13 protein-coding genes and 1 tRNA gene are annotated in these 15,139 nt (G+C 73.5%); 5 read left to right on the forward strand and 9 right to left on the reverse strand.

Annotation, left to right across the window (positions count from 1 at the left end; genetic code table 11):
- The first annotated feature begins 136 nt into the window (after window positions 1–136).
- The 3 genes from ACWC2T_RS17065 to ACWC2T_RS17075 all read left to right on the forward strand — a co-directional run bounded on the left by ACWC2T_RS17065 (window position 137) and on the right by ACWC2T_RS17075 (window position 2,887).
- Complete coding sequence (locus ACWC2T_RS17065; RefSeq protein ID WP_450671146.1) at window positions 137–931, forward strand: maleate cis-trans isomerase family protein; 795 nt, start codon at window positions 137–139, stop codon at window positions 929–931.
- Between the two features lie 39 nt (window positions 932–970).
- A complete protein-coding gene (locus ACWC2T_RS17070; protein ID WP_450671147.1) occupies window positions 971–1,708 on the forward strand; it encodes a maleate cis-trans isomerase family protein in 738 nt (245 codons plus the stop codon).
- A 63-nt stretch (window positions 1,709–1,771) separates the two neighbouring features.
- Window positions 1,772–2,887, forward strand: coding sequence for an LLM class flavin-dependent oxidoreductase (locus ACWC2T_RS17075; RefSeq protein ID WP_450671148.1), 1,116 nt, complete (start codon window positions 1,772–1,774; stop codon window positions 2,885–2,887).
- Here ACWC2T_RS17075 and ACWC2T_RS17080 read toward each other — a convergent pair.
- Complete coding sequence (locus tag ACWC2T_RS17080; protein ID WP_450671149.1) at window positions 2,866–4,668, reverse strand: putative bifunctional diguanylate cyclase/phosphodiesterase; 1,803 nt, start codon at window positions 4,666–4,668, stop codon at window positions 2,866–2,868. The genes ACWC2T_RS17075 and ACWC2T_RS17080 overlap by 22 nt on opposite strands.
- 331 nt (window positions 4,669–4,999) lie before the next feature.
- Between ACWC2T_RS17080 and ACWC2T_RS17085 the strand changes: the two genes are divergently transcribed.
- Window positions 5,000–6,262, forward strand: a complete 1,263-nt coding sequence (locus ACWC2T_RS17085) for a M6 family metalloprotease domain-containing protein (protein ID WP_450671150.1) — start codon at window positions 5,000–5,002, stop codon at window positions 6,260–6,262.
- Window positions 6,263–6,329: 67 nt separating this feature from the next.
- Here ACWC2T_RS17085 and ACWC2T_RS17090 read toward each other — a convergent pair.
- From ACWC2T_RS17090 to ACWC2T_RS17120, 7 genes are all read right to left on the reverse strand, one after another.
- Window positions 6,330–6,403 (reverse strand) — tRNA-Lys (locus tag ACWC2T_RS17090).
- A complete protein-coding gene (locus ACWC2T_RS17095; RefSeq protein WP_450671151.1) occupies window positions 6,394–6,963 on the reverse strand; it encodes a bifunctional DNA primase/polymerase in 570 nt (189 codons plus the stop codon). The genes ACWC2T_RS17090 and ACWC2T_RS17095 overlap by 10 nt, the downstream gene beginning before the upstream one ends.
- A gap of 156 nt (window positions 6,964–7,119) precedes the next feature.
- Window positions 7,120–7,488: a hypothetical protein gene (locus ACWC2T_RS17100; protein ID WP_450671152.1), complete on the reverse strand. Its 369-nt coding sequence runs from the start codon at window positions 7,486–7,488 to the stop codon at window positions 7,120–7,122.
- A 348-nt stretch (window positions 7,489–7,836) separates the two neighbouring features.
- Window positions 7,837–9,174 (reverse strand): AAA domain-containing protein, encoded by a 1,338-nt coding sequence (locus tag ACWC2T_RS17105; RefSeq protein WP_450671153.1) that lies wholly within the window; start codon window positions 9,172–9,174, stop codon window positions 7,837–7,839.
- Window positions 9,171–10,769, reverse strand: a complete 1,599-nt coding sequence (locus ACWC2T_RS17110; protein WP_450671154.1) for a hypothetical protein — start codon at window positions 10,767–10,769, stop codon at window positions 9,171–9,173. The genes ACWC2T_RS17105 and ACWC2T_RS17110 overlap by 4 nt, the downstream gene beginning before the upstream one ends.
- Window positions 10,760–11,977: a hypothetical protein gene (locus ACWC2T_RS17115; protein WP_450671155.1), complete on the reverse strand. Its 1,218-nt coding sequence runs from the start codon at window positions 11,975–11,977 to the stop codon at window positions 10,760–10,762. Before ACWC2T_RS17115 ends, ACWC2T_RS17110 begins: the two co-directional genes overlap by 10 nt.
- A complete protein-coding gene (locus tag ACWC2T_RS17120) occupies window positions 11,874–12,818 on the reverse strand; it encodes a phosphatase PAP2 family protein (protein WP_450671156.1) in 945 nt (314 codons plus the stop codon). The genes ACWC2T_RS17115 and ACWC2T_RS17120 overlap by 104 nt, the downstream gene beginning before the upstream one ends.
- A 186-nt stretch (window positions 12,819–13,004) precedes the next feature.
- Here ACWC2T_RS17120 and ACWC2T_RS17125 point away from each other — a divergent pair, with 186 nt between their 5' ends.
- A complete protein-coding gene (locus ACWC2T_RS17125) occupies window positions 13,005–13,601 on the forward strand; it encodes a histidine phosphatase family protein (RefSeq protein ID WP_450671157.1) in 597 nt (198 codons plus the stop codon).
- A gap of 14 nt (window positions 13,602–13,615) precedes the next feature.
- Here the strand turns inward: ACWC2T_RS17125 and ACWC2T_RS17130 are convergent, their stop codons facing one another.
- A complete protein-coding gene (locus ACWC2T_RS17130) occupies window positions 13,616–15,085 on the reverse strand; it encodes a hypothetical protein (protein ID WP_450671158.1) in 1,470 nt (489 codons plus the stop codon).
- Between the last annotated feature and the right edge of the window lie 54 nt (window positions 15,086–15,139).

The raw sequence follows: 15,139 nt of genomic DNA on the forward strand, positions 1-15,139 counted from the left end.
GAGGGCGCTCCGGCGCCTTGCGATCGCACGCACCAGACGCCGCGGGGCCCGCCCTTCGGGCGGACGACGGGAACTGTCGGACAGGCCCTGACGATCCGTTGCCCACTCGTCTCCCAGCGTGAGGCCGGTGCCAGCCATGGACGTCTCCTTTCTCGGCGGCCCCCGCCCTCAGCGCGGTGTGGGAGTCGTCGCCCCCTTCGACTTCGCCCTGGACCGCGAGCTGTGGCGCTGGGTGCCCGACGAGGTGTCGCTGCATCTGACCCGGACCCCGTTCGTGCCGGTCGAGGTGAGCCTGGACCTGGCCCGCCTGGTGAGCGAGCACGAGACCCTCGGCGACGCCGTGCGCGCGCTGACCGCCGTCGCGCCCGAGGTCGTCGCCTACGCCTGCACCTCCGGCAGTTTCGTCGGCGGGATCGCCGGGGAACGGGCGATGTGCGCGGCGATGAGCCTCGCGGGCGCGCCGCCCTCGGTGACCACCTCCGGAGCGCTGCTCCAGGCCCTGGCCGAGCTGCGGATACGACGCCTCGCGCTGGTCACGCCGTACACCGTGTCCGTGACCCGGGCGCTGGAGGACTTCGTGGCCGAGGCCGGCGTCGAGGTCACCGGCTGCGCCTTCATGGGCCTGACCCGGCAGATCTGGCAGGTGCCGTACCGGGACGTCGTGGCCATGGCCCGGCAGGCGGTCCGCCCCGGCACCGCCGACGCCCTCTTCATCTCCTGCACCAACCTGCCGACGTACGACGTGATCCCCCAACTCGAGGCCGAGCTGCGCATCCCCGTGCTGTCGGCCAACCAGGTCACGATGTGGGCTGCGCTGCGCCGGCTGGGTACCCGAGCCGTGGGGCCGTACCAGGCGCTGCTGGACGAGTCGGCGCGCGCCTGGCCCCCCGTACTGCCGCACGAGACGCCGGAAGAGACGCAGGAACACTGAAGACGCCGGAACGACGCCGGAACACTGAGAAGGACGGCCATGACCGCACTCGGATTCCTCTACCCGGGCCACTCCGCCGAAGACGACTATCCGCGCATCGAGCAGCTCCTGGGCAGCGACATCCGGGTGGACCTGGTCCACACCGACATCGGCGAGGACGCGCACCGGGTGGCGGCGCTGCGCGAGATGGGTTCCCCCGAGCGGCTCGCGGCGGGCATGGAGACCCTGCGGCTGACCGGGGCCGAGACGGTGGTGTGGGCGTGCACCAGCGGCGGCTTCGTGCACGGCTGGGAGGGCGCCCAGGAGCAGGTGCGCACGCTCGCCCGGCTGGCCGGGATGCCCGCGTCCTCGACGTCGTTCGCCTTCGTGCACGCGGCCCGGGAGATCGGGGTGCGGCGGATCGCGGTCGGCGCGACCTATCCGGAGGACATCGCCGCACTGTTCGCGGACTTCCTGCGGGCCGGCGGGCTGGAGGTGACCGGGATGCGGTCTTCGGGGATCATCACGGCGGCGGAGGTCGGCACGTGGGGCGAGGAGGACGTGCTGACGCTGGCCCGGGCGGCGGACGTACCCGACGCGGAGGCCGTGCTGCTGCCGGACACCGCGTTGCACACGGCGGCGCATCTGTCGCTGCTGGAGAAGGCGCTGTCCAAGCCGGTGCTCACGGCGAACCAGGTGACGGTGTGGGAGGGGCTGAGGCTCGCCGACCGGCGGGTCAACGCGCCGACGCTGGGGACGCTGTTCACCCGGGAGCCCCTGGTCCAGGTACGGGAATAACCGGAGACTGCCTCCTGTTAGTGGACCGAGGACAGCCCACGCCACACACAGGAGGCCCACACCGTGTCCGCAGACGAGGCAGCCGAGGCAGTCGAGGCAGACGAGATCCGGGGCGCCGCGCACGGCACCGCCCCCGTCCCCCTCTCCGTACTGGACCTGGTGACCGTCGGCGCGGGCAGCACCGCCTCCGACGCGCTGCGCACCAGCGTGGCGCTGGCCCGGTTTACCGAGGCCCGCGGCTTCCACCGGTACTGGGTCGCCGAGCACCACTCGATGCCCGGCGTCGCCTCGTCCTCGCCCGCCGTGATCCTCGCCCACCTCGCCGCCCACACCGAGCGCATCCGGCTCGGCTCGGGCGGCGTCATGCTGCCCAACCACGCACCGCTGGTGATCGCCGAGCAGTTCGGCACGCTGGAGGCGATGGCGCCCGGCCGTATCGACCTCGGTCTGGGCCGCGCACCCGGCACCGACGGTGCCACGGCCGCGGCCCTGCGCCGCAGCGACACCCTGAACGAGGGCGCCGACGACTTCCCGGAGCAGCTCGCCGAGCTCACCCGTTTCCTGGACGACGACTTCCCCGACGGTCACCCCTACCGCAGGATCCACGCGATTCCCGGCCCCGTGCAGGCCACCACCCCCGGCGGCGTCCAGTCCCCGCACCGACCGCCCGTCTGGCTGCTCGGCTCCTCCGGGTTCAGCGCCCGTCTCGCCGGTCTGCTGGGCCTGCCGTTCGCCTTCGCGCACCACTTCTCCGCGCAGAACACCATCCCGGCCCTCGACCTGTACCGGCAGACCTTCCGCCCCTCGAAGGTCCTCGCCGAGCCGTACGCCCTGATCGGCGTCTCCGCCCTCGCCACCGACGACGCGCGCGAGGCCCGCCGCCAGACCCGGGCGATGGCCCTGAACATGCTCCGGCTGCGCACCGGCCGGCCCGGCCTCTTCCCCGACCCGGACGAGGCCGAGAAGCACGAGTTCAGCCCCATGGAGGAGGAGTTCATCACCTCCTGGACGGCCAACATCGTGCACGGCACCGCCGACGAGGTCCGCACCGGCCTGGACGACCTCCACAAGCGCACCGGCGCCGACGAGCTGATGCTCGTCTCCCACGCCCACCGCGGCGAACTGCGTCTGCGCTCCTACGAGTTGATCGCCGACGCCTACGGCTTGCCGACCGCGTAGGTCTGCTCGCCGAGCAGCTCGGAGATACGATCCGGCGGCACCGGCCGGGAGTACAGCCAGCCCTGGCCGGTGTCACAGCCGATCCGGCGCAGCCGGGTGGCCTGGGCCGAGGTCTCCACGCACTCGGCGGTGACGGTCAGGCCGAGCCGGTGGGCCAGCTGGATCATCGCCTCCACGATGACCTCGTCGGCGGGGTTGGGCGGAACGCCCTTGGGCGCTTCCTCGTACTGGAAGCCGCGTACGAAGGAGCCGTCCAGCTTCAGGACCTTCACCGGCAGCCTGCTCAGGTACGCCAGGTTCGAGTAGCCGGTGCCGAAGTCGTCGATGGCGATGCGCACCCCCATGTCGCTGAGCGCCTGCAGCGCCTGGAGCGGGCGGCCGGCCGAACCCATCACCGCCGACTCGGTCAGCTCCAGCTGGAGCAGGTGCGGGGCGAGTCCCGTCTCGGACAGGACCTCGGCCACGTCGGCCACCAGGTCGGAGTCCCACACCTGCCGTACGGCCACGTTGACGCTGACGAAGATGGGCGGCTCCGCGGGGTGGTCCAGCTGCCAGCGGCGGGCCTGGCGGCAGGCGGTGAAGAGCGCCCAGCGGCCGAGCTGCACGATCGAGCCGTCCTCCTCGGCCAGTCCGATGAACCGATTCGGCGTCAGTGTGCCGAACTGAGGATGATTCCAGCGGATCAACGCCTCGACCCCGGAGAGGCGTCCGTCCTCCATGCCGACCAACGGCTGGTATTCGAGCGCGAATTCGCCGCGGTCGATGGCGGGGCGCAAAGTGGACGACAGGGCCTGACGGGTCATCCGGTGCGCGTTGCGCTCGGGGTCGAACAGGGTCCAGCGGCCCTTGCCGTCGGCCTTCGCCCAGTACAGGGTCGTGTCGGCCGCCTGCATCAGGCCGGTGGCCGTCGTACCCGCCGCGTGCCGCTCGACGACCCCGATGGACGCGGTCAGCGACAGCCGCTGCCCGGCCAGATCGAAGGGCTCCTCCAGGGCGTTGAGCACCGACTCGGCGAGATCGGCGAGCTGTTCGGTGCCGGTGGAGTCCTCCACGAGCAGCGCGAACTCGTCGCCGCCCAGCCGCGCCACCAGCGGAGTCACCGCGCGGGCGTAGCCGGCCTCGTCGGCCACCCGGGTCAGCCGCTCGGCCACGGCTGCGAGCAGCCGGTCGCCGACGCGGTGGCCGAGGGTGTCGTTGACCGCCTTGAAGCCGTCGAGATCCAGGTAGCACAGGCCGATCCGGCCGGTGCCGCTCTGTTCGTACGACTCCGCCTCCAGCGCCACCGTCAGCCGCTCGAAGAACAGCGTGCGGTTGGGCAGCCGGGTCACCGGGTCGTGCATCTGCAAGTGCCGCAGCCGTGCCTGGAGTTCACGGCGGGCGCTGATGTCCGCGACGGACAGCAGCACCCCGGGCTCCCCGCCGAGCGGGGACACGGTCACCTGCACCCACACCGAGTGCCCCTCGGGGTGCTTCAGCCGGCGGGTGCAGCGCAGCTTCGCCTGCCGGCCGCGCAGGACCTCGCGGTAGGCGTGCCAGCTGCGCGCGTCCGAGGCCAGGTCGACCAGGTCGGCGGCGACCCGCCCGGTGAGGGTGTCCGGATCGGTGCCGAGCAGCTCGCCGAAGGCCGCGTTGGCGCCGGCGACCAGTCCGGCGCGGTCCACGACGGCCATGGCGATCGGGGCGGCCGCGAAGACACGGTGGTAGGTGGTGTGGTCACTGTCTGTGACGGCTGACCGGTCGAGGTCTGCCGCGGGCGTCGGCCCTTCGGACGTTCCGCTCACCGCTCGCTCCCGCAGTGCACTCGATCTGTGTCCGTGCCTGTCCGTGCCGGAAAGTGTGCCGATCATAGAGGCTGGCCCCGGGCCCTTCCAGCCACTGTCCAGTGTCCCGGACGGAGCACAGTTTCTGACAGATCGTTTCTGCCCGCACGTGGACGGGTTCTTCAGGCCCCCGACCAGTTGTGACGTTCCGTGAGTGTTTCGGGGTGTCGAGCGCCGGAGCGCGTCGGAGCATCCAGAGGGCGCACTCACCCTTGTGGTGCAGGCGAACAGGGCATAGTGCGACAAATGCCAGCAATCTGGAGGCGGGTCCCGCGAACCGCGTCCGGAGGTCATGGCCGTGCCCAAGCTGCGCAGCACCGCCGCCGTGTGCACCACGCTGTCGGCGCTCGCCGCGACCTCGATCCTCGGCGGCCCGTCGGCCGCCCAGCCCTTCTCCACGGCCCCCTGCGCCCTGCACAGGACCGACGCCCACCACTCCGAGGGCACGGACACCTGGAACCCCGACTACACCCGCCCGACCGGCACGGTCGACGCCGTGCTGGTCTTCCTCTCCTTCCCGGACGCCACCCCGCGCACCACCCCCGCCGAGCTGACCGCCGACCACTTCCCGGCCACCAGCCGCTACTACGAGCAGGCCTCCTACGGCAGGTTCACCCTCCGCCCGCACCCGCTGCGCCGCTGGCTGCGCATGCCCCGGCCGTCCACGGCGTACGCCATAAAGCGGGACTGGGACGAGGAGGACCGGAGTGCCTATCTGCGGGACGCGTTCGCGGTGGCCGACAAGGAGGTCGACTTCTCCCGCTACCAGGTCGTGTACTTCGTCGCCGACCCGGACGCACCCGGCGTCGACTCGGACGCCACGAAGGTCGTCAACCTCGAAACGCCCGCCCACGTGGACGGCACCGACGTCCGCCGGGTCGTCACGGTCTTCGAGAAGCACCCGCCGGACCGCCTGGTCCTCGCCCACGAGACCGGCCATGTGTTCGACCTCCCCGACCTCTACCACCGCCCGGTCGACGGCAAGGGCGACTGGGACACCTACGTCGGCGACTGGGACCTGATGGGCAGCCAGTTCGGGCTCGCACCGGACATGTTCGCCTGGCACAAGTGGAAGCTGGGCTGGCTGGATCCGCGCCAGGTGGTGTGCGTGCGCGGCGCGCGGCCGACCCGGCTGACCCTGGAGCCGCTGGAGGCCGGCCCCGGCATCCCGATGCAGGGCACGGCGGGCGCCCCGGCCTTCGGTCTGGGGCACGGAGTGAAGCTGGCGATCGTGCGCACCGGGCCCGACAGCGCCCTGGGCTTCGAGGCGCGCGGCACGGCCGGCAACGACCGGGCCGCCTGTCGTGAGGGCGTCCTGGTGTACCGGATCAGAAGCGGAGCGGAGTCCGGCGGCGGCCCCGTCGAGGTCGTCGACGCCCACCCGCACACCGAGGCCTGCTGGGAGACCTCGGTGTACCCACCCCTCGCCGACGCCCCGGTCGCCCTCGGCGAGAGCTTCACCGTGCCCGGGGAGGGCGTACGCGTGGAGGTGGAGGGGAGGACGGCGTCGGGGGCATGGACGGTCAAGATCACACCGGGGGTGGGTGGTGGCTGAGTGCCTGGTGTGCGTACGAAAACGGCGGACCTGATTCTTTCGAACCAAGCCCGCCGTTTCCTTCGCGTGCGCCGCCAGGGACTCGAACCCCGGACCCGCTGATTAAGAGTCAGCTGCTCTAACCAACTGAGCTAGCGGCGCCTGCTGACGTCGTAGACCTTAGCATCCTGGTCGGCGGGAGGAAAAATCGATATGCGCACCGCCGCGCGGGCGGCTCGCACGGCCGCCCAGAGCACGACCTCGGGCCCCGGCAGCCAGGGGTGACGCGTGTCCGGAGCGACCAGCCAGCGGGAGTCGCCGGGGGTGTCGCAGCCGGCCGGCGCCGGGACGGTCACCGCGTCGCCGGTGCCGTGACACAGCAGCGGCGGCACCGCCTCCGTACGGTTCGAGCCCCACTCCTCCCAGGCCAGCAGCGAGGGCAGCCGATGGGCCGTGCCCGGCGCGGCGAAGAGCAGCACGCGGCCCCGGAACACCGCGACCGGGCCCGAGCCCGAGCCCTCGTCCCACAGCCGGTCCAGCATCCGGCGACCGAAGACCGCCGGGGCGCTCACCACGTCGAAGACGGTGCCGCAGGGCAGGACGACCGGGGCGTCCGGGCGCTCCTCCCACAGGGCCCGGGTGCTCCGCGGATACGTGCCCGCCGAGGCGAGCCAGTCGACGCCGTCGGAGGTGATGCGGGTGACGTTCGGTGTGCTGCTCATGCCACCAAGATGTACCGGGCGTGAGGGGGCGGTTCTTCTGAGTTGCCGAAAACCGGGACAGAGTCGGTGGGGGAGGAGTATCTTGCCCACCTGGCATATGCCAGGTGGGTTACTCAAGTGACTGGCGTTGACGACCGGGCTTGACGTGGCCGGGGATCACACGGGATCGGGGTACGTCCGCCCCTCGGCGTTCCCCCGCATCAGGTCCCGCCCGAACTCGACCATCTTCTTCGCGTAGTCCTCGGTCCACTCCGCCCGCTCGGCGATGTCCCCCGGGGTCAGCCGGTCGAACCGGCGCGGGTCGGCGAGCTGGGCCGCCGCGATGGCCTGGAACTCCACGGCCCGGTCGGCGGCCGCGCGGAACGCCTGGGTCAGCTCCGTGGCTCTGGCCAGCAGCGCCCGCGGATCCTCGATCGACTCCAGGTCGAAGAAGTGCTCGGGATCGCCGGCCGCCTCCGCGGGCTCGAAGATCAGAGGCGCGGGGCGTAGCCGCGGTTCGTGACGACGCGGCGTGGGCTCCGCCATGTCCTGTCTCCTCCTCGTACGGTTCGCTCGGCACCGCCTTCAGGTGGGCCACCGTCCATTGTCCCGCGCCAACGCAAGGGGCCCTCATGGACGAAGGCTCACCCTGCGTTCAGGTGCGCCGGCACTGCGCGGGGCGGCGGTGAGCTGGGTGCTCGTCGGGCAGGGGCCGGGGCGGGGGTCAGGGGCGCCACCTCACCCGGTGTTCCGCGAGGTGGGCCAGCACCGCGTGGTTCGCCTCCCAACCGTCCGGGCTGTTTCCATCGGCCGCCTCCGGCGGCGCGCCGGACTCCGTCCGACGAAGGGGCGGCGGTGAGCCGGGCGCTCGTCGGGCAGGGGCCGGGGCGGGGGTCAGGGGCGCCACCTCACCCGGTGTTCCGCGAGGTGGGCCAGCACCGCGTGGTTCGCCTCCCAGCCGTCCGGGAACTTCACCAGCGTGCCCAGCTGGACCGGTTCCGTGGACGGGTAGGCGTCCAGGAGGTCGCCGACGCCCGCGCGGCAGACCACGATGCAGGCGTGGCGGTGCCGGGAGGCCAGGACGCACAGGCGGCCGGTCTCCAGGTGGAAGGCGGTGGCGTCGGGGCGGCCGGAGAGCGGGTGCAGGACGACGGTGACGTCGTACTCCCGGCCCTGGAGGCGGTTCGCGGTGTCCACCGTGACGTCCGCCACGCCCAGCTCGGCGAGTGCCGTGCGCACCGCCGCCGCCTGGTCGCGGTGGGCCGTGCCGACGGCGATGCGGTCGGCGGTGAGGGGGGCGGCATCGGGTGAGCGCTCGGAGGTCGCCGCGCCGCCTCTGTCCAGCAGACGGCGGACGACCGTCGCCACCGCCCGCACCGCCTCCGGATCGGTGCGCGGGGTGTGCCGGGCGGGCAGTTCCAGCAACCCCCAGCCGGACTCCGCCGCCTCGTCGATCACCCGGTCCGGGCCGGAGCCGTCCGAGGGGACCGCGAAGGCGAGGCGGCGGTCGCCGTGGCCGGTTCCGCTGCGGAAGGGGGTGTACGGATAGAACGCGTCCGAGACCAGGGGGGCCGCGGAGGCGGGCAGCCGCCAGGAGACCGGCAGGCGGTGCTGGGGCAGGCCGGGGTTGTGGGCCAGCAGGGTGGTCACGGCGGAGGCCGAGGGGTCGTACGACAGCCCCGCCCACTGTTCGCTGCCGACGATCGCGAACGGGTCCAGCTGCCCGGGGTCGCCGACGAACAGCGCCCGCTCGAACAGGCCCGCCACGGCCAGCAGGGAGTCGGAGCGCATCTGGTACGCCTCGTCCACGATCGCGTGCCGCCAGGGCTCGTCGGCCTTCACATGCGCCCACTTCGCCGCCGTGGAGAGGACCACCGGCAGGCCGTTCAGCTCGGCCGCCTTCGCCGACGTGCGGACCTGCGGCAGGTCGTCCAGTGCCTTGTCGTAGGGGTCGGTGTCACTGCTGTGCAGGCGGCCGACCGGCAGGTCGGGGTTCTTCTCGGCGAGCCGGAGGACGAGATCGTCCACCTGGGCGTTGGTCTGTGCCACCACCATCAACGGGCGCCCGGCGTCGGCCAGTTCGAGGGCCGCGCGGACCACGAGCGTCGACTTGCCGGCACCCGGCGGGGAGTCCACGACGACACCGCGCTCGCTGCCGTGCAGGGTGTCGTGGAGGATCGCGTCGGTGGCGCGGGCGGCGGCCGCCCCGGGGTCGAAGCCGACCGTCGTCACAGCACATCCTCCTCGGTCACCGTGTCGGGGGCCTCCGGTACGGCCTCACCCGGCGGGCCGCCGTGCGTCCACGGGGTCTGCTCCGGGTCGGGCAGCTTCGCGCCGCCGCGCTGCTCGTGCTCGAACAGGGTGAAACAGAGCCGGTCGCCCTTCTCCGGCACCGAACCGGGCTCCGGCTCCCTGCCGCGGCCCATCTTGTCCAGGACGCGCAGCACCAGCACACCCCCGTCCGAGGAGCCCTCGTACCCGACGAACTCCGCCGACTGCGGCTTGCCGCCCAGCGAGCGGAACACCTTCGCGCGCTCGGCGAGATGCGGCCGGTCGTCCGTGCGGACCGTCACCAGCGGGCGCGGGCTCGGCCGCTTGCCCTCGCTGTACGCCATGACGACATCGGTCACCTCGCCCGCGAACGCCTCCCCGGCCAGCCGCCGCCCCGCCATCACCAGCGGGTCGTCCAGCGCCTCCTGCGCCTCCAGCCGGGCCTGCTCGCGCTCGCGCGTGGCCAGTTTGTTCGCCGCGGTCACCGCGTCGTCCCGGCGCGGCTGCGGGGGCTCGCCCGCCAGCACCCGGTCGCGGTGGCCGGTGAACGACCAGCGGTCCCGGGTCCAGCGCTCTTCCAGGTGCGCGCCCGGCGGCAGCGCACGCAGCAGGTCCAGGCCCCGCCACACCGCGTCCCAGGTGGGCCGGGTGCGGCTTTCCACCAGGTCGCGGATCTCCCGCTCGGCCGCCGTGAGCGCGGCCAGCCGGTCGTCGGCGGCCAGGGCGTCCTCGGCGGCGGCGAGGGCGGTGCGGGCCCGGTCGTAGCGCTCGATCGCGGGCGCCAGCAGCTTGTTGTCGAACGCCGGGTCGGTGGCGGGTCCGGCCGGCGGGCACAGCAGCTGGCCGGCGGGGTCCCGCGCCAGCTCGGCCCGCCGCGCGGCCTCGGCGCCGTTCGCGCCCTCCGGCGGGTCGATCCAGGCGAGCAGCGCGCCTAGGTGCTGGTCCTCCAGGCTGGACTGGCCGGTCGCCCAGTGCCGGGACAGCACGTCGGTCAGGGCGAGCAGGAGGGAGGAGCCGGGGACGCGGGACCGCTCGCCGTAGTGGGTCAGCCAGCGGCCGAGCAGAGGCACCCGGGGCGGCGCCGGATAGGGGGCCTGAGGGTCCTGCTCGGCGGTCCGGCGGAAACGCATCGAGCGGCCGAGGAGCCGTACGAAGTCCAGGCCGGCCCGGCTCGGCACGATCAGCTGGGGAGCGTCCGCGCACAGCTCCACCTCGACCTTGACCCGCTTGCCGGTCTCCGGGTCGGTCTCGGTGCGCTCGGCCGCCTCCACGGACCCGGCGTAGGAGTCGATGTACGGCAGGACGACGTCGGCCAGGTCGGCGAGGAAGGAGAAGCGCAGGTCGCGGTCGCGGGGCTGGGGCACGACCAGCAGGCTGGGCGCGTCCCGGTCGGTGCCGACCAGCGCGCCGAGCGGGGCGCCCGCTTCACCGGCGGTGGTGAGCGGCACGAACACCAGCGGGCGCGTCGAGAGATGCCGGTGCCGGACGGTCGCGACGGGCTGGGCGCGGCCGCTGCTCACGGCCTCCAGGCGGGCGAGGGTGGCGATCAGGGACACGGGGCGGCCTCCCGGGCGGACTCCAGGGCCTCCGCGCGCAGGGCCGCCGCCCGGCGCAGGGCCGCGACCGCCGGGTCCTCGGGGCCGCCGCGCTCACCGCGAGCCGCCGCGAGGACGTCCTCGACCGTGGTCAGACCGCCCAGTTCCGCCCGCACCGGCCGGCCCAGGCGGGTGACGGCACCCTCCTCGCGGGAGCGTTCCCGGCAGTGGAAGGCCAGTTCGCACGCGGACAGGCACTCGGGCGCGTACGTCGCCGGCACCGCCTCGACGGCCGCCGTCAGCTCCTCGGCGCTCCGGTCGGGCGCGAAGCACGTGTCCTCGGGCAGGGTCCGGGCGATCTCCTCGATGCGGGTGAGCCGGGCCAGCTGGCGGGCGGTGACCGCGCGCTGCTTGCGGATGTCGACGGCGCAGGCCGCGGGCAGGTTGGAGAAGTCCTTCGGGCACACGAGCAGGATCCGGTGATGCACGCGCGGCGCCCCCTCGACGCCGGAGCCCCCCTCCGGCTCCGCGCCGAGCCGTCCCGCCACCTCCTCCAGGGCCAGTGCGTACACCGCCGCCTGCCGGGCCGCCGCGCCGACCTTCGCCGGGTCCGCCGAACCGTCCAGCATCGGGAAGGACTTGATCTCCACCACCGACCAGCTGCCGTCCGGGTGCACCACCACCGCGTCCGGCTCCAGGAACGCGAGCGAGCCGGCCACGTCCAGGGCGAGCATCGGGTGGTCCAGCAGCGTCCAGCCGCCCGCCTGCGTGGCCTCGCGCAGCGCCAGCGCCGTACGGGCCGTACGCCCCTCGGGGCCGTGCGCGGTCAGGTCGGGTACGGCGGCCCCGGCCGGCGGTTCGGCGCCCGGATCCAGCCGGGCGTGCGCCAGCCGCAGCAGCTCCGCGCCGCCGTCGGCCTTCACCTTCGCCTCGAACGCGTTCCCGCGCGTCAGCGCGAACTGCGACTGACCGAACCCGGACGGGGCGCCCAGCGCGCTCGCCAGCCGCGCCTTGTCCACCCCGGCGCCGTCCAGGATCGCCCGCCGCGCGCACCCGGGGTTCGCGGCGAGCGCCGCGAGGGCGCGCGCGTCCAGGGCCTTGGCCGGTACGTCGGGACCGCGCAGCTCAGCGAGCCGGTGCCGCAGCCCCTTCTCCCGCGTCGCGGGGGGAGGTGTCCGGTTCGGCCCCGGCGTCGAGGTGCGACTCGCGCTGCCGTGGAATTCGCTCACCCGCGGAAGTCTGGCATCCGGCACTGACAATCGGGGAACCCGTGCCCTCCGTGACCGGTGTGCGGCGCGGGAACAGGCGGGCCCGGACGAGGTCCAGGACCCGCGTGACGCGCGGCGCGAGCAGGGCGCCGACGCCCATCACGGCGACGCCCGCGACCGCGTCGAGCAAGTAGTGGTTGGCGGTGCCCATGACCACGAGCGCGGTGCCCAGCGGGTAGAGGACACCGAGGATCTTCGCCACGCGCGTGCCGCCGTGCCGCCACAGCATCACCCCGCACCACAGCGCCCAGCCGACGTGCAGGCTCGGCATGGCCGCGTACTGGTTGGTCATGCCGCCCATGCCGCGCGGCGCGCTCGCCTCGCCGCCCCACCAGCCGTAGGAGCTGTAGTGCGCCATGGTGTCCACGAAACCGTTCCCGGCGGACAGCAGCCGGGGCGGGCAGGTCGGCAGCAGGGTGAAGCCGATCAGGCCGATGAACGTGGACGTCATCAGCCAGGTGCGGGCACGCCGGTAGTGCTCGGCGCGGGCTCGGAACAGCCAGATGAGGATGGCGGGCGTGACCAGGTAGTGCAGCGAGGCGTACCAGAAGTCGGCCGGCACCCCGAGCCAGGGCTCGCGCGTGAAGAGCCGGTTGAGCGGGTGCTCGGCGTTGAGGCTCAGGGCCTTCTCCAGGCGCAGGATCGCCAGGCCGTGGTCGACGGCGGAGGAGACGTCACCGCGGGCGAGGAGGCGGCCGACCGAGTAGCAGCCGTAGACCAGGAGGATCAGGGGCAGCTCGGTCCACCAGCGCAGCCGGGTACGCGGGACCACCTCGGTGCCCGGTGTCTCGGTCTGCGGCATCCGATCGCCCTCCCCCTTCTCGCTGTACGGCGCGCCCCGGAGGGCGACCGTGACACTTTACGGTGTCCGTATCCCCGCCCATGAGGGCGCTCCGGCCCACAAAGACGCCGAGATCGCCCGCCGGGTTGCCCCGGAACCGGTTGAGCGATGATGGGAAGGTCCCCTTCGCTTCCGGAAAGGTCTCTCATGGCACCGCGCATCCTGCTGGCCCGGCACGGACAGACGGAATGGTCACTGTCCGGAAAGCACACCGGCAGGACCGACGTGCCGCTGCTGGAGGAGGGCCGGCGGGGAGCCAAGCTGCTCGGCGAACGACTGCACCGGGCCCCGCTGGACGGGCTGCCCGGGGCGGAGGTGCGCACCAGTCCGCTCGTACGCGCGCGTGAAACCTGCGAACTGGCCGGCTTCGGCGACCGGGCCACCGCCTGGGACACCCTCATGGAGTGGGACTACGGCGCCTACGAGGGCATGACCCCGGCCGAGATCCAGGCCGTGCGGCCGGGGTGGCTGATCTGGCGGGACGGGGTGCCGGAGGGGGAGAGCCTCGCGGAGGTGACCGCACGCGCGGACGAGGTGGTGGCGTGGGCCCGGTCGGCCGACCGCGACGTCCTGGTCTTCGCTCACGGCCACATCCTGCGCTCCATAGGCGCGCGGTGGCTGGGCCTGCCGCTGGACTTCGCGGCCCGGATCCGCCTCAACCCGACCTCACTGTCCGTACTGGGCTGGGCATACGGCGAACCGGCGATCGAGAGCTGGAACGACCTGGGGCACTTGGCGCCCTGAAGGGGTGAGCACGGTCAGGCCCGCCCCGTCCTCGGCGTCCTCGGCATGGAGGCATGCCGGTCCAGGAAGTCGGACACCCCCGACGCCCGCCGGTGAGGCAGCAGCACCCGTGCCGTCCCCGCCAGCATGCTCTGGATGCGCGAGGACTGGACCTGGTCCAGCAGGGACAGCACGCGCATACCGGCGGCCGCCGCCTCGTCCGGCCGCCCCTCACGGGCGAGATCGTCGGCCAGCTCGGCGGTGTACAGCGCGATGTTCCGGGTGAAGTGAGGGTCCTGCAGCTCGGCCGCGCGATGCGCATGCCGTGACGCCCGCCGCCAGTCGCCCAGCATGGACCAGCACTGCGCCTCCAGCCCCTCCAGCTCGGCCTCGCCGTAGAAGCTCATCCACTCGGGGTCGGCCTCCGAGCGGCCCCGGACGAACAGCGCCTGGGCCCGCACGAGGGCCTGTTCACAGCCCGTGCGGTCGGCGAGCCCCGCCCAGCCGCCGGCTTCGCGCAGCGCGAGCAGGGACATCAGGCGCGCCGAACCCAGTGGAGCGGCCGCGCGCTGGGCGGCCTGCGCGGCGCGGACCGCCTCGCGGGGGCGGCCGGCGTCCCGCGCCAGGAACGCGGTGTTGCAGAAGGCGTGCGCCTCCAGCGCCGGGTCCCCGGTCATCCGGGCCGTGGCCAGCGCCTCCGCGTAGTGCGAGCGGGCGTCGTCGAAGCGGCCGGAGTCGTGCGCCAGCCAGCCCACGGAGATGGCGAGTTCACCGGCGCCCGAGTGCAGCCGCTCGGCGGTGGTCTGCCGGGTCGCGCCGGCGTCCAGCAGTGCGTAGGCCGCGCGCAACGGAGCCGCCGCGCGCCGGTAGAGGCCGTCCGCGCCGTGCCGGTCGTCGAGCAGCCGGATCCGGCGGACGGCCTCCTCCAGGGCGAGCGCCTCCGGGGTTCCGGGCCGGCGAGCGGTCCGGACCGCGGCCGCGGCGTCCGTGGTGAGCCCCAGTGGGCCCAGCGTGGCGGCGGCCACCGTGGCGCCTCCGCCGGTCATGAATGCGCGACGCAGCACGTCGCTCTCCTCGTGGTTCAGATGGTCTTTCGCGTACGGTTCTGGCGCGCCGCACGGGTCCTGCGTGTCATACGGTCCGAAGGCCCCCCGTGACTCACCGGGCGGCTGTGCGGCGACGTCCCCGGGCACCTCCGCCGCCGTACGCGCCGTGCGGCCGCGGACGGCCGAGCGGGGCGCGAAGCCGAGGTCGGTGAGCGTGCGGCCGGGGAACATGTGCAGGAACACCCGTTCGTACGCGTAGTTCGGGCAGCGGATCTCGCCCGCCTCGACCCTGCCGACGTACCGCGCGTCACAGCTCACCCGCTCACCGATCTCGTGCGCGGCGCGCCGTACGAGCGCCGCGAACTCGGCCGGTGAGCGCGTGCCGCGCAGCCGCCGGAAGGCGAGGTTCGGCCGGGATGGCCGTTCGGGCTGTGACGCGGTCTCGGTTGACGACGCCATGGCCGGGTCCTCTCGTGCGAACCGTCGAACCATGCCGGGCCCGGGGCGATCCGT

It is taken from the genome of Streptomyces sp. NPDC001393, assembly GCF_053597455.1.